Raw genomic sequence first — 18296 nt, 5'->3', positions numbered from 1 at the left:
AAGGTCTGGCGCGTCGGTCACGCGGAGAATCAACGAGAATTCATTATGCTTCAGTACACGATCGGCGGCAAACCGACAGCGTTTCGTCAATATTGTTGCAATGTTGTGTCGAATTCACGCCGACGCACGTTGCAATCGCGCGACGACGCGCATGATTCGGCGTGCGAAACGGCGCGCGTGCGCGTCGAGCGCGCATAGAGCGCGCGTCGGCAAACTGCATCGCGATGCGCCGCCCAGGCGCTTCGCCCCCCTGACTTCATGCGCGGCTCGCATGCAATCTCGCATCGGCTGACAGCGCACGCGAATAAACCTCACACGAACCTGCAGTCGACCGCAAACGTCGTTCGGATATCGCAACGGCCGCATGTCCGCACGCCCGAACGCCACCGCTGCGATCCGATTCGCCGCCGCGCGGCGAATCGGCATCCTGTGCGTCGGCCGACGCGAGCCGCGCACGCGAAGCGGCGAGCCGCCGGACACAACCCCGCGCCGCAACGCTGTTCTACAATGCGCGAACCCGAGCGTCGCACGCCGCACGCGCGGCTTCGCGACGCGACGTGCCGTGGCGTGACGTGTCGTGCCGAGCGCGCTTCGCGCGGCGCGTCGCCAACCCGATCGAGCCCGATACCGCCATGACCACTTTCGCCCCCTTCCCGCCGCTCGCCCGGCTCGCCGCCGATCTCGCCGCCGGCACGACGACCAGCCGCGCGCTCGTCGAAGCCGCGCTCGAACGGATCGCCGATCCGGCGGGACAGGGCGCGGTCGCGTTCACCGAGGTCGATGCGCAAGGCGCGCGCGCGACCGCCGACGCGCACGATCGCCTGCGCGCCGCGGGCACCGTGCTGTCGCCGCTCGCGGGCATTCCGGTGTCGGTGAAGGATCTGTTCGACATCGCGGGGCAGGTCACGCGCGCGGGATCGCGCGTGCTCGCCGATGCGCCCCCCGCGACCGCCGACGCGATCGCCGTCGCCCGCCTGAAGCGCGCGGGCGCCGTGCTCGTCGGCCGCACGAACATGAGCGAGTTCGCGTTCTCCGGCCTGGGCCTGAATCCGCACTACGGCACGCCGCGCTCGCCGTACCGGCGCGGCGTGCCCGGCGACGAGCGGATCGCGGGCGGCTCGTCGTCGGGCGCGGCCGCGTCGGTTGCGGACGGCATGGCCGCCGTCGCGCTCGCGACTGACACGGGCGGCTCGATCCGGATACCCGCCGCGCTCTGCGGACTGACGGGCTTCAAGCCGACCGCGAGCCGGATTCCGAGGCAAGGCGGCGTGCCGCTGTCGGCGACGCTCGATTCGTTCGGCCCGATCGGCGTGTCGGTTGCGTGCTGCGCGCTCGTCGACCGGGTCCTCGCGGGCCTCGAGCCGCACGTGAGCGCCGCGCGGCCGCTCGAAGGCGTGCGGCTCGGCGTGCTGACGAACTACGTGACGGACGGCGTCGACGCGCACGTCGCGGCGTCGCTCGACACGGCGCTCAAGCACCTGGAAGCCGCGGGCGCGATCGTGTCGGAAGCGCGCTTCGCGCCGCTCGACACGCTGCCCGACATCAATCGCATCGGCTTTTCGTCGATCGAGGCGTACGCGTGGCATCGCCCGCTCATCGCCCGCCACCGCGACGCGTACGATCCGCGCGTGCTCGCGCGCATCCTGAAGGGCGAGCCGGCGAGCGCCACCGATTATCTCGATCTCGTCGCCGCGCGCGCGGCGCTCATCGGCGAAGCGGCGCGCACCGTGTGGCAGCGTTTCGACGCGCTCGTCGCGCCGACGGTGCCCGTCGCGCCGCCGCGCATCGACGAGCTCGAGCGTGACGACGACGCGTTCGCGCGCACGAACGCACTCGTGCTGCGCAACCCGAGCGCGTTCAACTTTCTCGACGCCTGCGCGCTGTCGCTGCCGTGCCATCCGCGCGACACGGCGCCCGTCGGCCTGATGCTCGCCGCCGCGCCGCATCGCGACGACGCGCTGCTCGCGATCGGCCAGGCGGTCGAAGCGGTGCTCGCGACGATCCGCTGACGCCGCCGCCCGAAGACGGCGCGGCGTTCGCGTTAAAATCCGACGATTCATTTTCCTGACCGCTCGAAGGAATCCCGTTTCGATGAACAACCTGATGCTCTCGCTGCGCCGCGAACGGCGCCTGCTCGTGCTGCTCGGCCTCGTGTGCCTCGCGCTTCTGGCCGGCGCGCTTTATCTGCAGTACGTGAAAAACGAAGATCCGTGCCCGCTTTGCATCATCCAGCGCTATTTCTTCGTGCTGATCGCGTTGTTCGCGTTCATCGGCGCGGGCATGACGAGCGGCGCGGGCATCGTGGTGACCGAGGCGCTCATCGTGCTGTCGGCCGCCGCGGGCGTCGGCACCGCCGCACGCCATTTGTACGTGCAACTGAACCCAGGCTTCAGTTGCGGCTTCGACGCGCTGCAGCCGATCGTCGACAGCCTGCCGCCTGCGCACTGGCTGCCGGGCGTGTTCAAGGTCGCCGGGCTGTGCGAGACCGTCTATCCGCCGATCTTCGGCATCCTGCTGCCCGGCTGGGCGCTGATCGCATTCGTGCTGATCGTCGTGCCCGTCGCCGTGAGCCTGCTGCGCCACCGCGGCCGGCTGCGCTGACCTGCGTCGGCGCGGCGGCGCATGGGGATCGCGATAGATCGCTCCGCGCCGCCGCTGCTCGGCCGCTGCTCGTTTTCCCGAGCGCGGCGGCCCGGGAGCCGACGCGCGCCGGCGGCGCCGCATCCGCGTCCCGCCCCGCCGCGACCCGCGCGGGGCAATGGTTTCCCGCCGCCCGGCAACTTCGGACGGGCGCGCGAATCCTACGTGCATCATGATCGCCGCCGAATAGCCCGCATCATTGCCAGGCCATGCCGCCATTTTTTTGCGGTGCTATCTTCGTTTCCGGATGGCGATCTACGTGCGCGAGGCGGGAGCCTCTCGACCCTGCGTAACGCGCGCCTGATCCGCAATGTCCCGTGGATTCGCCATGACAACGCAAACCATCCGCATTTCCCGCCGCGGCCCTGTCCGCGCCGCCCCGCGCATCAAGGCGCGAGGCGCCCGGCCTGACGACGGCGCGCGCCGCGCCGGTTCGCCGCGAGTCCGCCCGTCCGCCGCGCGCCGTCGCGACGCGCAGCCGATGCGCGCCGCCGCTCGCCGTTGCCGCGTCCGCGGCGTGTCCCTCGTCGTCTTCGGCCGCATTGCCTCCGGCCACGGCGATCGAGCCGGCTGCGCGAGCTTCACGTGCAGCACGTCGCGGACGAGCGCCGCGATCACGCGTTCGTCGCGCCGAGACGCCAAGCGCGCGCGCGCCGCGGCTGCCACCGCGCCCCGGCGAGCGCCGCGCACGACGCATCCCGACGCGACCGCTCTCGCCCGCACGCGCCGCGCGAATCGCACGGCAGCAGCCGCCCGGCCGGCCGTCGCGGTCTGACTCAGGATCAGGAGAAGCGCCGGATGGAAACCTGGCTCACCGACCTGCAGCACCTGCTCGCCCGCGGCGACGCGGCCGTCCTCGTGACGGTGGCGCGCGTCGACGGCTCCGCGCCGCGCGACGCGGGCACGAAGATGCTCGTCACGCGCGAAGCCGCACGCCACACGATCGGCGGCGGCCATCTCGAGTGGAAGGCGATCGAGATCGCCCGACAGCTGCTGAAGGAAGGCGCGCACACGCCGCATGCGCGACGGCTCGAACGGCTCGCGCTCGGCCCGAGCCTCGGCCAATGCTGCGGCGGCGCGGTCGTGCTCGCATTCGAGCGGCTCGACATCGCCGATCTCGGCTGGGTCACGTCGCTCGCCAAGCGCACGGCGGCGGGCGCGCCGACCGTGCGCAGCGTGTCGTTCGGCCCCGACCCCGACGCGGTGATGCTGAGCGAGCCCGAGCCGGGCGCCGCGCGCCCCGACTGCCTGCTGTGGGAAATGAGCGGCGCGCCGCTATTGACCGAGACGATCGCGCCGCGCGCGTTTTCGGTCGTGCTGTTCGGCGCCGGGCACGTCGGCGCGGCGCTCGTGCGCGTGCTCGGCACGCTGCCCTGCCACGTCCGCTGGGTCGACGAGCGCGACGCGCAGTTCCCGCCGCCCGATGCGCTCGCGGGCATCCGCAACCTGTCGCTTGACGCGAACGACGCGCCCGACGAAGCGATCGACGAAGCCGAGCCCGGTGCGTACTTCGTCGTGATGACGCACAATCACGCCCGCGATCTCGAGCTCGCGCACCGCATCCTCGCGCGCGGCGACTACGCGTACTTCGGCATGATCGGCTCGCGCACGAAGCGGATGCAGTTCGAGCACCGGCTCGCCGCGCGCGGCATCGACCCGTTGCAGATCGCGCGGATGCAGTGCCCGATCGGCGTGCCCGGCATCGTCGACAAGGCGCCCGAGGCGATCGCGATCGCCGTCGCCGCGCAGATCCTGCAGACCGTCGACGCGCGCCGCGCGAACGAGCATCCGGCCGCATCGCCTTCGCCGCCCGGCGCGCGCGCATGCTGAGCCGCCGTCATTCAAACCAGGTTACGATACAGACACCACGATGACCCCGACATTCCAAGACAAGATCGCCCGCGCGCCGAAAGCGGAGCTGCACATCCACATCGAAGGCTCGCTCGAGCCCGAGCTGATCTTCAAGCTCGCGCAACGCAACGGCGTGAAGCTCGCATACGACTCGATCGACGCGCTGCGCGCCGCCTACGCGTTCAGCGATCTGCAGTCGTTCCTCGACATCTACTACGCGGGCGCGAGCGTGCTCCTCACCGAGCAGGATTTCTACGACATGACGGCCGCGTACGTCGAGCGCGCGCTCGCCGATCACGTCGCGCACGCGGAGATCTTCTTCGATCCGCAGACGCACACCGAGCGCGGCGTGCCGATCGAGACCGTCGTCGCGGGCATCGAGCGCGCGCTCGCCGATGCGCAAAAGCGCGGCTTCTCGAGCAAGCTGATCCTGTGTTTCCTGCGTCATCTGTCCGAGGAGGACGCGCTCGCGACATTCGAAGCGGCGCTGCCCCTCTTCGATCGCTACGCGCAGCGCCTCGTGGGCGTCGGCCTCGATTCGTCCGAGCGCGGCAATCCGCCGTCGAAGTTCGCGCGCGTGTTCGAGAAGGCGCGTGAGCGGGGCCTGAAGCTCGTCGCGCACGCGGGCGAGGAAGGCCCGCCCGACTACGTGACGCAAGCGCTCGACGTGCTGAAGGTGGATCGCGTCGATCACGGCGTGCGCAGCGCGGAAGACGCGGCGCTCGTCGCACGTCTCGCGAACGAGAAGATCGCGCTCACCGTCTGCCCGCTGTCGAACCTGAAGCTCTGCGTGTTCGACGACCTGACGAAGCACACGCTGAAGGATCTGCTCGACCGCGGCGTCGCGGTGACGATCAACTCCGACGATCCCGCGTATTTCGGCGGCTACGTCAACGCAAACTACTTCGCGACCGTCGACGCGCTGCAGCTTGGCGATGCCGACGTCTACACGGTGATCAAGAACGGCTTCGACGCGTCGTTCGTGAGCGCCGACGAACGCGCGGCGCTGATCGCGAAGCTCGACGCGCACTGGCACGCGGCCTGACGGCCGAAACGACGCGCGCGCTGCATGCGGGGCGCGCGAAAGCGCGCGCGTCGTGACGCGATGCGCTCGACACGAGACTCTGAGGAGAGCTTAACGATGGACCTCTATCAAGGCACCGCCGCGCCCGCGAAGCGCTCGGCGCTTGAGCGCCGCTTCGGCATTCGCGAGTCCGGCTCGCGGCTGCGCACCGAGATCGTCGCCGGCGTGACGACGTTCCTGACGGCGATGTACATCATCGTCGTGAATCCCGGCATCCTGTCGCAGGCGGGCGTGCCGTTTTCGGCCGCGCTCACGGCAACCGTGATCGTCAGCTTCCTCGGCAGCTGCGCGATGGGACTCTACGCGCGCAACCCGGTGCTCGTCGCGCCCGGCATGGGCATGAACGCGCTCTTCACGTTCGTGATGGTCCACGGCGGCAAAATGCCGTGGCAAACCGCGCTCGGCTGCGTGTTCTGGGCGGGCGTGCTGTTCGCGACGCTCGCCGCGTTCAACGCGCGCAAGCTCGTCGTCGACGCGATTCCGGCCAACCTGCGGCACGCGGTGTCGTGCGGAATCGGCCTGTTCATCAGCCTGATCGGGCTCGTGAACGCGAAGTTCATCGTCGGCGATCCGGTGACGATCGTCCATGCGACGTCGCTCAATCCGGTGATCGTCACGTTCCTCGCCGGCCTCGCGATCACGACCGTGCTCGTCGTGCGCCGCGTGACGGGCGCGCTCATGCTCGGCATCGTCGCGACCACGCTGCTCGCGATCCCGATCGGCCGCGTGTGGGGCGACGGCAGCGCGTACTGGCCCGCCGCGATCGCGGTGAAGACGCTCGTCAACTGGAACGGCTTCGTCGCTGCGCCGGACTTCTCGGCGATCGGCCAGCTCGATCTGCTCGGCTCGCTGAAATTCGCTTACTGGCCGTTCATCTTCGTGATGCTGTTCACCGCGTTCTTCGACGCGCTGTCCACGTTCATGGCGATTTCGGAAGCGGGCAACCTGCGCGACCGCGACGGCAATCCGCGCAACATTCGCCAGTCGATGATCGTCGACGCGTTCTCGGCCGTCGTATCCGCGCCGCTCGGCACGAGCCCCGCGAACGCGTACATCGAATCTGCGGCGGGCATCTCGGCGGGCGGCCGCACGGGGCTCGTCGCGGTGGTCGCGGGCCTGTGCTTCGTGCCGTTCCTGTTCCTGTCGCCGCTGCTCTCGCTCGTGCCCGCGATCGCGACGGCGCCCGCGCTCGTGCTCGTCGGCGTGTTCATGATGGAATCGATCACGAAGATCGAATGGCATCGCTTCGACGAGGCGATCCCCGCGTTCCTCGCGATGATTCTGATCCCGCTCACGTACTCGATCACCGAAGGCATCGCGTACGGCTTCCTCGCGTTCGTCGTGCTGAAGCTCTTCACGGGCCGCCGCCACGAAGTAAAGCCGGCGATGTGGGTGGTCGCCGCGCTGTCGGTGCTTCTCGTCGCACAGCTCTGACTTCAATCGATACGGATTCCCAACGATGACTCAAACCGCTTTCCGCGCGCGCCTCCTGCGATTCGACGGCGATCCCGCGCAATCGGACGATGCGGCCGCGTACGACGAAGACGGCCTCGTGATCGTCGACGACGGGCGCGTCGTCGCGGCCGGCGCGCATGCGGCGCTCGCGCCGCGGCTCGCGCCCGGCGCGACGCTCGTCGAGATGCGCGACAAGCTGATCGTGCCCGGCTTCATCGACACGCACGTTCATTATCCGCAGACCGAAATGATCGCGTCGCCGGCGCCGGGCCTGCTGCCATGGCTCGACCGCTACACGTTCCCGACCGAGCGGCGTTTCGCCGATCCCGCGCACGCGCGCGACGTCTCGGACTTCTTCCTCGACACGCTGCTCGCGTGCGGCACGACGACGGCGCTCGTCTACTGCACCGTGCACAAGCAGTCGGCCGATGCGTTCTTCGACGCAAGCGACGCGCGCGGTTTGCGGATGGTCGCGGGCAAGGTGCTGATGGACCGCCACTGCCCCGAGTTCCTGCGCGACACCGCGCAATCGGGCTACGACGACAGCGCCGAGCTGATCGCGCGCTGGCACGGCCGCGGCCGGCAGCTGTACGCGCTCACGCCGCGCTTCGCGCCGACGTCGACGCACGAGCAGCTCGAAGCGTGCGGCGCGCTCGCGAAGCTTCATCCGGACGTGTTCATCCAGAGCCACGTCGCCGAGAACCTCGACGAAATCCGCTGGGCGGCCGAGCTGTTCCCCGAGCGGCGCAGCTATCTCGACGTCTACGATCACTACGGCCTGCTGCGCCGCCGCGCGGTCTACGGCCACTGCATTCATCTCGACGACGACGATCGCCGGCGCTTCGCGGAAACGGGCGCGATCGCCGCGCACTGCCCGACGTCGAACCTGTTCCTCGGCAGCGGCCTGTTCGATTTCGATCGCGCGAATGCGCAGCGGATGGCCGTCACGCTCGCGACCGACGTCGGCGGCGGCACGTCGTTCTCGATGCTGCAGACGATGAACGAGGCGCACAAGATCGCACGAATGACCGGCCATCACCTGAGCGCGACGCGCATGTTCTGGCTCGCGACGGCGGGCGCGGCGCACGCGCTCGAGCTGGCGGACACGATCGGCACGCTCGCGCCGCGCACGGAGGCCGACTTCGTCGTGCTCGATCCGGCCGCGACGCCGCTGCTCGCGCGCCGCACCGCGCGCGCGGAATCGCTCGAAGAGCTGCTGTTCGCGCTCGCGCTGCTCGGCGACGATCGCGCCGTCTATCGCACGTACGCGGCAGGGCGCTGCGTGCATCGGCGCGACGGCGCCGACGCGAGCTGAGCGGCCGAGCACGCAGGCAGGCGACCGTTCGGCGGCGGAACACGCCGCGCCCCCCCGCTGAAGCGACACGCATCGACTGACGTGCGAATCACGACCGACGACCGCGCGCGACGCTGCGGTGCAGCAGTCGCGACGGCAAAGACGCCGGCACGAGTCGAATCGCCGACACACGCGGCGCGTGCTCGCTGCCGCGCCCGCGCCTGCACCGCGCTCGCGCGCCCTGGCGCGCCGATTCCCCCATTCGACCCGATTCGACCCGATTCAAATTGGACTCGACCGAAACCCGACGCTTCCCCGCCCGTCCTCCGCAACCCGCAGCGCCCGCCCCCGCCCGCCGTGCCCGCCTGCGCCGGTGCGGGCGGCATCCCCGCCACATCGATTGCCCGCATCGCTTCGCTCCACGCGACGCGACGCGACGCGACGCGACGCAACGCGACGCAACAATCCTTCCCTTCGTGCAAAAAAGGCGTGCTAGAATCCGCTCCTCATTGGGGAGTAGCCGCTCCGCTCGAGCCGACGCCGCCCGGCGCGCTCGTGACGGAGGCGTCCGTCAACAGACTTGGCCGTCGCGGCCATGGCGGACGCAGCCCGCAAGGCCTGGCGAGACCGATGGTTCACCGCACGCCGCAGATGGGCCCGGCGCGCGGCGAATCGTCGCTCGCGTTCAACCAGGCCCTGGGATATTCATTCCGTGACTCAAGCCTTCCTAATCTCGACGGGCGCCGTCGCCCTCGCCGAAATCGGCGACAAGACCCAGTTGCTCTCTCTCGTCCTCGCCGCCCGCTACCGCAAGCCGCTGCCGATCATCGCCGGCGTCCTCGCCGCGACCCTGATCAATCACGCGTTCGCCGGCGCGCTCGGCGAGTGGCTCGGCGTGTATCTGACGCCGTCGGTGATGCGCTGGGCGCTCGCGATTTCGTTCATCGGGATGGGCTTGTGGATTCTCGTGCCGGACAAGCTCGACGCCGCCGAGGCGAACGCGAACCGCTCGCGTCTCGGCGTGTTCGGCGCGACGTTCGTCGCGTTCTTCCTTGCCGAAATGGGCGACAAGACGCAGATCGCGACCGTCGCGCTCGCCGCGCGCTTCCAGGATTACGTCGGCGTCGTCGCCGGCACGACGTTCGGGATGATGCTCGCGAACGTGCCGGCGATCCTGCTCGGCGACCGCTTCGCGCACCGGCTGCCGACGAAGCTCGTCCATGCCATCGCGGCCGTGCTGTTCGTCGTGCTCGGCGCGCTCGCGTTCGTTCGCGGCGGCGCCTGACGGCGCGAAAACCGCATCAGGCAGACGGACCATTCGTGGGCGCAGCCCCACCGCGCACGGCCGCGGCTCGCGGCGAAGGCAGCGGCCCGTTGTCCGCCGGCCCGGCGCCCGCTTCGCCGATATGCCGCTTCTTCGACCGGCCCGGCCGCTTCACCGGCCGCCCAGACCACCGGCTTCCCGCTCCGCCGACCTGCCTCGACGCCAGGCCGCCTCTCAACGCGCCGGCGCCGCGGCGGCGCCGGATGCGGGCGCGGCCGGCACCGCGCGCTCGTTCGACGGCATCGGCGCGGGCGCGCCGTTCTTGTCGACGGGCAGCCGCACCGTGCGCACGGTGCCGTTGCCGAGCGGGAAATCGGCGAGCGCCGCGCGGGCGAGATACGGCATCGCCTGCAGCAGCGACGAGCCTTCGCCCGCGTTGCGCGCGGCGACGTTATAGACCTCCTTGCCCGTCGCGCGCTCGGTGATCCGGATTTCGAGCGAACGCTGGAAGATCTGGTAGCTCTGATTCACGTAGCCCGCCGGAAACGGTCCCCACGGACCGAACGGCCCCCACGGGCCGCCGCGCCAGTACGGGCCGGGGCCGAACCACGGGTCGTAGTAGACGGGCTGCGGCACCGACACCCAATCGCTCTTGATGCCGTACGCGAGCCCGACGAGATAGCGCGCGGCCTTCTCCGGCGCGCGGGTGAATGCGTAGGCCGACAGCTCGTTGCCGACGATCTGCTCGTAAGTCGACTGCTCGAGGCTATTCTGCTGCTCGGCGGTCCGGGCGAACGCGTAGGTGCGCGTCGCGTCGCTGCCGCTCCAGTTCGAGAACGCCGTGACCTGCGTCGTGACGTAGGACGTGCAGCCGGACAGCAGCACGATCAGGGCACCCGCGAGCCATGCCGCGCCGCGGATGATGGGATTGCGTTTCATGTTCGTCCTCTTGATCGATGGCGTCGCGCGGGCCGGCCGGGCGTCGCGATGACCGGATCATACGCCGCCCGCGCGGGCACCGCGCCGATAATACGAAGACCGTTCGGCGCGCCGAAAAGTTCGCCCCGCGCACCGCGCGCAAAGGCTTTGTACAATGGGCTCCTGCCGCCGCGCCGCCCGATCGGCGCGCCCCCTACTTTCTTAAGCCCACGATCGACATGTCCGATACCGCCGCTCCATCCGCCGTGATCCGCCGCAGCGACTACACGCCGCCTGCGTTCCTGATCGACGCCGTCGCGCTCGAATTCGATCTCGAGCCAGCGCGCACGATCGTCAAGAACACGATGCGCGTGCGTCGCAACCCGGACGCCGCGCCCGCGCCGCACTTCGAGCTGATAGGCGAAGCGCTCGAGTTCGTCGGCGCGCGGCTCGACGGCAGGCCGTACGACGCCGTGCGCGCGCACGAGCACGGCCTCACCGTCGAGAACGTGCCCGACGCGTTCGAGCTCACGATCGAGAACGCGTGCGCGCCCGAATCGAACACGACGCTGTCCGGCCTGTACGTGTCGAGCGGCAATTTCTTCACGCAGTGCGAGGCGGAAGGCTTTCGCCGCATCACCTACTTCGTCGACCGTCCCGACGTGATGGCGTCGTACACGGTCACGCTGCGCGCGGACGAGGCCGCGTACCCGGTGCTGCTGTCGAACGGCAACCTCGTCGATTCCGGCGGGCTGCCGGGCGGCCGCCACTTCGCGAAATGGGAAGACCCGTTCAAGAAGCCGAGCTATCTGTTCGCGCTCGTCGCGGGCAAGCTCGTCAAGCTCGAGGAAAAGATCACCTCGGGCAGCGGCAAGGAAAAGCTGCTGCAGGTGTGGGTCGAGCCGCACGATCTCGACAAGACCCGCCACGCGATGGATTCGCTGATCCATTCGATCCGCTGGGACGAAAAGCGCTTCGGCCTCGAGCTCGATCTCGACCGTTTCATGATCGTCGCCGTCGGCGACTTCAACATGGGCGCGATGGAAAACAAGGGGCTCAACATCTTCAACACGAAGTACGTGCTCGCGAATCCGGAAACGGCGACCGACGTCGACTTCGCGAACATCGAATCGGTCGTCGGCCACGAGTATTTCCACAACTGGACCGGCAACCGCGTGACCTGCCGCGACTGGTTCCAGTTGAGCCTGAAGGAAGGCCTCACCGTGTTCCGCGACCAGGAGTTCTCGGCCGACATGTCGGCGGGCGACGGCGAGCATGCCGCGGCGCGCGCGGTCAAGCGGATCGAGGACGTGCGCGTGCTGCGCCAGCTCCAGTTCGCCGAGGATGCGGGCCCGATGGCGCACCCGGTGCGGCCCGAGAGCTACGTCGAGATCAACAACTTCTACACGATGACCGTCTACGAGAAAGGCGCGGAAGTCGTGCGGATGTATCAGACGCTGTTCGGCCGCGACGGTTTTCGCAAGGGAATGGATCTGTACTTCCAGCGCCACGACGGCCAGGCGGTCACCTGCGACGACTTCCGGCACGCGCTGGCCGACGCGAACGGCCGCGACCTCGCGCAGTTCGAGCGCTGGTATAGCCAGGCGGGCACGCCGCGCGTGACGGTCCGCACCGCGTACGACGCCGCCGCGAAGCGCTATTCGGTGACGCTGCGGCAAGGCTACGGCGAAGCCGCGCCCGCCGCGCGCGACACGCAGAACGGGCCGCTGCTGATTCCGTTCGCGATCGGCCTGATCGGCGCCGACGGCCGCGACCTGCCGCTGCGGCTCGAAGGCGAGACGGCCGCGTCGGGCACGACGCGCGTGCTCGAACTGACCGACACGGAAACGACGTTCACGTTCGTCGACGTCGACGAAGCGCCGCTGCCGTCGCTGCTGCGCAATTTCTCGGCGCCCGTGATCGTCGAATACGACTACCGCGACGAGGAGCTCGCGTTCCTGCTCGCGCACGACAGCGATCCGTTCAACCGCTGGGAAGCGGGCCAGCGCCTCGCGACGCGCGCGCTGCTCACGCTTGCCGCGCGCGCGGCCGCGCAGCAGCCGCTCGCGCTCGACGACGCGTTCGTCGCCGCGTTCAAGCGCGTGCTGACGGACGACACGCTGTCGCCCGCGTTCCGCGAGCTCGCGCTCACGCTGCCGTCGGAGGCCTATCTCGCCGACCAGATGACGCAAGCCGATCCGGCCGCCGTCCATCGCGCGCGCCAGTTCGTGCGGCGCCAGCTCGCGACCGCGCTGCGCGACGAGTGGCTCGCGGTGCACGAGCGCCACCAGACGCCGGGCGCGTATGCGCCGACGCCCGACGACTCCGGCCGCCGCGCGCTGAAGAACCTCGCGCTCGCGTACCTCGCCGAGCTCGACGAGCCGGCCGACGCGGTCCGTCTCGCGAACGCGCAATACGACGCCGCGAACAACATGACCGACCGCTCGGCCGCGCTCGTCGCGCTGCTGTCGGCGGCCGCCGGCTCGGCCGACGCCGCGCGCGCCGCCGATCGCGCGCTCGACGATTTCTACCGCCGCTTCGAGAAGGAAGCGCTCGTGATCGACAAGTGGTTCTCGATGCAGGCGACGCGGCGCGGCGCGCCCGAGCATCCGACGCTCGACGTCGTGCGCAAGCTGCTCGCGCATCCGGCGTTCAACCTGAAGAATCCGAACCGCGCGCGCTCGCTGATCTTCGGCTTCTGTTCGGCGAATCCGGCGCAGTTCCACGCGGCCGACGGTTCGGGCTACGCGTTCTGGGCCGACCAGGTGCTCGCGCTCGACGCGCTCAATCCGCAGGTCGCCGCGCGGCTCGCGCGCGCGCTCGAGCTCTGGCGCCGCTTCACGCCGGCGCTGCGCGACAAGATGCGCGACGCGCTCGAGCGTGTCGCCGCGAACGCGCAGTCGCGCGACGTGCGGGAGATCGTCGAGAAGGCGCTCGCCTGACGGCGGTTGCGGCCGCCCGTTTCCCGGCGGCCGCGGACGAAAAAGCCGGCATCGCGTGTTGCGATGCCGGCTTTTTTATCGAGCGAGCGGACGACCGCCCGATCGGCTGCGCGAATCGAAGCCGAAGCCGAAGTCAATCGAATCGAGTCGAATCGAATCGAGTCGAGTCGCGCGGCCCGCGCGAGCGATGCGCGCACCCGCCGACGCAAAACACACGCGCGCGCCGCATGCCGCGCCCGGCCGTCACGCGCCGCCGCGTCACATCACGCGAGCGCCGCCTGCGCGACCGTCTCCCGCACGCGCTTCGCCGCCTCGACCATCGCGGCGAGCGCCGCGTCGACCTGCCGCCACTCCCGCGTCTTCAGCCCGCAGTCCGGATTCACCCACAGGCGCTCCGCTGGAATCCGCTCGAGCGCGAGCAGGATGAGCCGCTCGATCTCGTCCGCGTCGGGCACGCGCGGCGAATGGATGTCGTAGACGCCCGGCCCGATCTCGTTCGGATACGCGAACGTCTCGAACGCGTCGAGCAGCTCCATGTTCGAGCGGGTCGTCTCGATCGAGATCACGTCGGCGTCGAGCGCGGCGATCGACGGCAGGATGTCGCCGAATTCCGAATAGCACATGTGCGTGTGGATCTGCGTCGCGTCCGCGACGCCCGACGACGCGACCTTGAACGCGCGCACCGCCCAGGCGAGATACGCGGCGCGATCGCGCGCCTTCAGCGGCAGCCCTTCGCGCAGCGCCGGCTCGTCGATCTGGATCATTCCGATGCCGGCCTTCTCGAGATCGAGCGTCTCCTGGCGCAGCGCGAGCGCGATCTGCAGCGCGGTCGTCGCGCGCGGCTGGTCGTCGCGCACGAACGACCATTGCAGCATCGTGACGGGCCCCGTCAGCATGCCCTTCACCGGCTTCGCCGTCAGGCTCTGCGCGTACGACGCCCAGCCCACCGTCATCGGCTCCGGCAAATAGACGTCGCCATAGATGAGCGGCGGCTTCACGCACCGCGAGCCGTAGCTCTGCACCCAGCCGTTGCTCGTGATCGCGAAGCCCCACAGCAGCTCGCCGAAGTACTCGACCATGTCGTTGCGCTCCGCCTCGCCGTGCACGAGCACGTCGAGCCCGTACGCGAGCTGCTTGTCGATCGCGATGCGCACCTGCTCGCGCATCGCCTCCAGGTAGCCGAGATGATCGAGCACGCCCTGCTTGAGCGCCGCACGCGCGCGGCGGATTTCCGGCGTCTGCGGGAACGAGCCGATCGTCGTCGTCGGCAGCGGCGGCAGATCGAAACGCGCGTGCTGCGTGGCCGCGCGCGCCGGGTAGGCGCCCGCGCGGCGTGCGTCGGCATCGGTCAGCGCCGCGACGCGACGCTTGACGAGCGGGTTGTGAATGCGCGCCGACGTACGTCGCGCGTTCGCGGCCGCCGCCGCATCGTCGAACTCCGCCGCGACCGCCGCGCGTCCCTTCACGAGCGCGTCGCGCAGCGCCGCGACCTCGCGCGTCTTCTGCACCGCGAACGCGAGCCACGCCTTCAGCTCGTCGTCGAGCTTCGGCTCGTGCGCGAGGTCGACGGGCGCGTGCAGCAGCGAGCAGCTCGTCGCGACCCACAGCCGTTCGCCGAGCGCATCGCGCACCGGCGCGAGCCGCGCTAGCGAGCGATCGAGATCATTGCGCCACACGTTGCGGCCGTCGACGATCCCGCACGACAGCACCTTGTCGGCCGGATAGCCCGCGACGAACGCGTCGAGCTGCGCGTCGCCGCGCACGAGGTCGATGTGCAGCCCCGCGACGGGCAACGCCTTCAGGAGCGCCGCGTGCTCGCTCGCGTCGTCGAAGTAAGTCGCGACGAGCAGCTTCGGCGCGTCGGGCGCGAGCGCTTCGTAGACAGGCTGCGCGGCGTCGCGCCACGCGGCGGGCAGATCGAGCGCGAAGATCGGCTCGTCGATCTGCACCCAGTCCACGCCCGCTTGCTTCAATCGCGCGAGCAGCGACCGATACGCGGGCACGAGGCGCGGCAACAGCTCGAGGCGATCGGCGAGCCCGTCGCGCGCTTTGCCGAGCCACAGCAGCGTGAGCGGGCCGACGAGCGCCGCCTTCGCGCGATGGCCGAGCGCGCGCGCTTCGCGCACTTCGTCGAAAAGCCACTCGACGCCCGGCCCGAACGTCGTCGCGGGCGAGTACTCGGGCACGAGATAGTGATAGTTCGTGTCGAACCACTTCGTCATTTCCATCGCCGGCTGCGCGGCGTTGCCGCGCGCCGCCGCGAAGTAGTCGGCGAGCGTGAGCGCGCGCGCGTCGAAGCCGAACCGCAACGGCAGGCCGCCGACGTGCGCGAGCGTCGTCAACACGTGGTCGTACCACGCGAAGTCGCCGGCCGTCACGCAGTCGAGCCCGGCCGCGCGCTGCGCCTGCCAGTGCGCGGCGCGCAGCGCACGGCCGGTCTCGACGAGCGCGTGCTCGGCGTCGGCCGACGCGCCTTCGCGCCAATAGCGTTCGAGGGCGAACTTCAGCTCGCGTTGCGCGCCGATGCGCGGAAAACCCAGGATGTGTGCGGTGGTCATCTCGATCCTCCAGAAGTGACCGGCAGTATCGGATTTGCCCTATCATTACTCAAACGAAAGTTTTTGCCGAATATCATGAATTCTTTTCAACATAGTAACCAGCCAGGCGCTTCTCGATGATCCGCTCACCGCTCGAATTCCGGCATCTGCAGACGCTCGCGGCGCTGCGCGACACCGGCAACCTGTCGCGCGCCGCGCAGGTTCTGTGCCTCACGCAATCGGCGCTGTCGCACCAGTTGAAGGCGCTCGAGACGCACTTCGGGCTGCCGCTGTTCGTGCGCAAATCCGCGCCGCTCACGTTCACCGCGGCCGGCAAGCGCCTGCTCGCGCTCGCCGGCGAGGTCGTGCCCGCGATCGAGGAAGCCGAGCGCGACATCGCGCGTCTCGCGCTCGGCACGGGCGGCACGCTGCGGATCGCGGTCGAGTGCCACACCTGCTTCGACTGGCTGATGCCCGCGATGGATGCGTTCCGGCAGCGCTGGCCGGAAGTCGAGCTCGACATCGTGTCGGGCTTTCACGCGGACCCGATCGGCCTCCTGCATCAGGACCGCGCGGATCTCGCGATCGTCGCCGAGGCCGACGCCGACGAAGCCGTCGACCATCACCCGCTCTTTCGCTTCCAGATCGTCGGGCTCGTCGGCAACGACCACGCGCTCGCGCAGAAGCCGTCGCTGTGCGCGGACGATTTCCGCGACGAGACGCTCATCACGTATCCGGTGCCCGACGAAATGCTCGACATCGTCCGGCAAGTGCTCAAGCCCGCCGGCATCGAGCCGAAGCGGCGCACGTCGGAGCTGACGGTCGCGATCCTGCAGCTCGTCGCGAGCCGCCGCGGCGTCGCGGCGCTGCCGCTGTGGGCGGTCGCGACTTACCTCGACAAGCGCTACGTGAGCGCGCGAGCGGTGCTGCGCGCCGACGGCTCGACGCTGTCGGGCGAGCTCTACGCGGCGACGCTGCCCGCGTTCTCGACGCGCCCGTACGCGGCCGACTTCGTCGCGACGATGCGCGAGACGAGCGCAACGTCGCTGCCCGAGATCGAGCTGCTGTAAGCGGCGCGGCGCGCCGTTCCGACCCGCTTTCGCCGAAAAACCGTCTGCGGCAGGTCGCCACGGGTAAAATCGAGCCTATTCCTATCCCAACATCCAACGCATTCGTCAGCCTCTCGGAGTTCCCCATGTCCATTTCCCGACGCACCACGCTTTCCAAGTATCTGATCGAGCAGCAGCGTGAGACCAACAACCTCCCCGCCGACCTGCGCCTGTTGATCGAAGTGGTCGCGCGCGCGTGCAAGGCGATCAGCTACAACGTCAGCAAGGGCGCGTTGGGCGATGCGCTCGGCACGGCCGGCAGCGAGAACGTGCAGGGCGAGGTGCAGAAGAAGCTCGACATCCTGTCGAACGAGATCCTGCTCGACGCGAACGAATGGGGCGGCAATCTCGCGGCGATGGCGTCGGAGGAAATGGAAACATTCTTTCCGATCCCCGCGAACTATCCGCGCGGCGAGTACCTGCTCGTGTTCGATCCGCTCGACGGCTCGTCGAATATCGACGTGAACGTGTCGATCGGCACGATCTTCTCGGTGCTGCGCTGCCCGGACGGCCAGCTGGCAACCGAGCAGTCGTTCCTGCAGCCGGGCACCGAGCAGGTCGCGGCGGGCTATGCGGTGTACGGCCCGCAGACCGTGTTCGTGCTGACGACGGGCAACGGCGTGAACTGCTTCACGCTCGACCGCGAAGTCGGCTCGTGGGTGCTCACGCAAAGCAACCTGCGGATTCCGGAAGACACGCGCGAATACGCGATCAACGCGTCGAACGCGCGCCACTGGTACGACCCGGTGAAGCGCTACGTCGACGAGCTGAACGCCGGCGCCGAGGGCCCGCGCGGCGAGAATTTCAACATGCGCTGGATCGCGTCGATGGTCGCCGACGTGCACCGGATTCTGAATCGCGGCGGCATCTTCATGTACCCGGCCGACAAGCGCACGCCGGATCGCCCGGGCAAGCTGCGCCTGATGTACGAGGCGAACCCGATGTCGTTCATCGTCGAGCAGGCGGGCGGCGCGGCGACGACGGGCCTGCAGCGCATCCTCGACGTGCAGCCGACCGGCTTGCACCAGCGCGTGCCGGTGATTCTCGGCTCGAAGAACGAGGTCGAGCGCGTCTCGCGCTACCACCAGGAAGCCCAGTCGTAACGCGACGTCGCGCGAGCGCCGGCCGAGCGCGCCCCGCTCGTTCGCATTCGACGCGGCGAACGCGATGCCCGCCCGTTGCGGGCGTGCTCCGGTCGACCG

General features: G+C 69.5%; 13 protein-coding genes and 1 riboswitch. Of the genes, 11 read left to right on the top strand and 2 right to left on the bottom strand.

Annotated elements, in window-relative coordinates:
• Positions 1-632 precede the first annotated feature (632 nt).
• The 8 genes from WS91_RS24610 (at position 633) to WS91_RS24580 (ending at position 9609) form a co-directional block, all read left to right on the top strand.
• A complete protein-coding gene (locus tag WS91_RS24610; protein WP_059671212.1) occupies positions 633-2009 on the top strand; it encodes an amidase in 1377 nt (458 codons plus the stop codon).
• An 82-nt stretch (positions 2010-2091) separates the two neighbouring features.
• Positions 2092-2601 carry a disulfide bond formation protein B gene (locus WS91_RS24605; protein ID WP_038745639.1) on the top strand — a complete coding sequence of 170 codons (510 nt, stop codon included), beginning with the start codon at positions 2092-2094 and terminating at the stop codon, positions 2599-2601.
• Between the two features lie 349 nt (positions 2602-2950).
• Positions 2951-3415 (top strand): hypothetical protein, encoded by a 465-nt coding sequence (locus WS91_RS36295; protein ID WP_156432476.1) that lies wholly within the window; start codon positions 2951-2953, stop codon positions 3413-3415.
• A 23-nt stretch (positions 3416-3438) separates the two neighbouring features.
• Positions 3439-4470: a xanthine dehydrogenase accessory protein XdhC gene (gene xdhC, locus WS91_RS24600; protein ID WP_038745669.1), complete on the top strand. Its 1032-nt coding sequence runs from the start codon at positions 3439-3441 to the stop codon at positions 4468-4470.
• Positions 4471-4510: 40 nt separating this feature from the next.
• Complete coding sequence (locus WS91_RS24595) at positions 4511-5536, top strand: adenosine deaminase (protein ID WP_059584517.1); 1026 nt, start codon at positions 4511-4513, stop codon at positions 5534-5536.
• Positions 5537-5632: 96 nt separating this feature from the next.
• Complete coding sequence (locus WS91_RS24590) at positions 5633-7009, top strand: NCS2 family permease (RefSeq protein WP_059584515.1); 1377 nt, start codon at positions 5633-5635, stop codon at positions 7007-7009.
• A 25-nt stretch (positions 7010-7034) separates the two neighbouring features.
• Positions 7035-8345, top strand: coding sequence for a guanine deaminase (gene guaD, locus WS91_RS24585; RefSeq protein ID WP_059671201.1), 1311 nt, complete (start codon positions 7035-7037; stop codon positions 8343-8345).
• Positions 8346-8823: 478 nt separating this feature from the next.
• Positions 8824-8960, top strand: a riboswitch (yybP-ykoY riboswitch).
• A 76-nt stretch (positions 8961-9036) separates the two neighbouring features.
• Positions 9037-9609 (top strand): TMEM165/GDT1 family protein, encoded by a 573-nt coding sequence (locus WS91_RS24580; RefSeq protein ID WP_038745647.1) that lies wholly within the window; start codon positions 9037-9039, stop codon positions 9607-9609.
• Positions 9610-9822: 213 nt separating this feature from the next.
• Here the strand turns inward: WS91_RS24580 and WS91_RS24575 are convergent, their stop codons facing one another.
• Positions 9823-10527 carry a DUF4136 domain-containing protein gene (locus WS91_RS24575; protein WP_038745649.1) on the bottom strand — a complete coding sequence of 235 codons (705 nt, stop codon included), beginning with the start codon at positions 10525-10527 and terminating at the stop codon, positions 9823-9825.
• A 218-nt stretch (positions 10528-10745) separates the two neighbouring features.
• Here WS91_RS24575 and pepN point away from each other — a divergent pair, with 218 nt between their 5' ends.
• Positions 10746-13448: an aminopeptidase N gene (pepN, locus tag WS91_RS24570; protein WP_059671200.1), complete on the top strand. Its 2703-nt coding sequence runs from the start codon at positions 10746-10748 to the stop codon at positions 13446-13448.
• Between the two features lie 263 nt (positions 13449-13711).
• Here the strand turns inward: pepN and metE are convergent, their stop codons facing one another.
• Positions 13712-16006, bottom strand: a complete 2295-nt coding sequence (gene metE / locus WS91_RS24565) for a 5-methyltetrahydropteroyltriglutamate--homocysteine S-methyltransferase (RefSeq protein ID WP_038750937.1) — start codon at positions 16004-16006, stop codon at positions 13712-13714.
• Positions 16007-16122: 116 nt separating this feature from the next.
• Between metE and WS91_RS24560 the strand changes: the two genes are divergently transcribed.
• Together WS91_RS24560 and WS91_RS24555 are read left to right on the top strand one after the other, a co-directional pair.
• On the top strand, positions 16123-17055 hold the full coding sequence (locus WS91_RS24560) for a LysR family transcriptional regulator (RefSeq protein ID WP_038750938.1): 933 nt from the start codon (positions 16123-16125) through the stop codon (positions 17053-17055).
• Positions 17056-17180: 125 nt separating this feature from the next.
• Positions 17181-18197 (top strand): class 1 fructose-bisphosphatase, encoded by a 1017-nt coding sequence (locus tag WS91_RS24555; protein ID WP_038750939.1) that lies wholly within the window; start codon positions 17181-17183, stop codon positions 18195-18197.
• Positions 18198-18296: the final 99 nt, after the last annotated feature.

The sequence above is a fragment of the Burkholderia sp. MSMB1498 genome (assembly GCF_001526245.1).
In the GTDB taxonomy this organism is placed as follows: domain Bacteria; phylum Pseudomonadota; class Gammaproteobacteria; order Burkholderiales; family Burkholderiaceae; genus Burkholderia; species Burkholderia savannae.
This window is presented reverse-complemented; position numbering and strand designations above follow the sequence as displayed.

Coding starts and splice junctions, on each gene's coding strand:
- pepN (WP_059671200.1), top strand. CDS start 10,746: ATGTCCGATACCGCCGCTCCATCCGCCGTGATCCGCCGCAGCGACTAC.
- WS91_RS36295 (WP_156432476.1), top strand. CDS start 2,951: ATGTCCCGTGGATTCGCCATGACAACGCAAACCATCCGCATTTCCCGC.
- guaD (WP_059671201.1), top strand. CDS start 7,035: ATGACTCAAACCGCTTTCCGCGCGCGCCTCCTGCGATTCGACGGCGAT.
- WS91_RS24555 (WP_038750939.1), top strand. CDS start 17,181: ATGTCCATTTCCCGACGCACCACGCTTTCCAAGTATCTGATCGAGCAG.
- xdhC (WP_038745669.1), top strand. CDS start 3,439: ATGGAAACCTGGCTCACCGACCTGCAGCACCTGCTCGCCCGCGGCGAC.
- WS91_RS24605 (WP_038745639.1), top strand. CDS start 2,092: ATGAACAACCTGATGCTCTCGCTGCGCCGCGAACGGCGCCTGCTCGTG.
- WS91_RS24575 (WP_038745649.1), bottom strand. CDS start 10,527: ATGAAACGCAATCCCATCATCCGCGGCGCGGCATGGCTCGCGGGTGCC.
- WS91_RS24595 (WP_059584517.1), top strand. CDS start 4,511: ATGACCCCGACATTCCAAGACAAGATCGCCCGCGCGCCGAAAGCGGAG.
- WS91_RS24590 (WP_059584515.1), top strand. CDS start 5,633: ATGGACCTCTATCAAGGCACCGCCGCGCCCGCGAAGCGCTCGGCGCTT.
- metE (WP_038750937.1), bottom strand. CDS start 16,006: ATGACCACCGCACACATCCTGGGTTTTCCGCGCATCGGCGCGCAACGC.
- WS91_RS24610 (WP_059671212.1), top strand. CDS start 633: ATGACCACTTTCGCCCCCTTCCCGCCGCTCGCCCGGCTCGCCGCCGAT.
- WS91_RS24560 (WP_038750938.1), top strand. CDS start 16,123: ATGATCCGCTCACCGCTCGAATTCCGGCATCTGCAGACGCTCGCGGCG.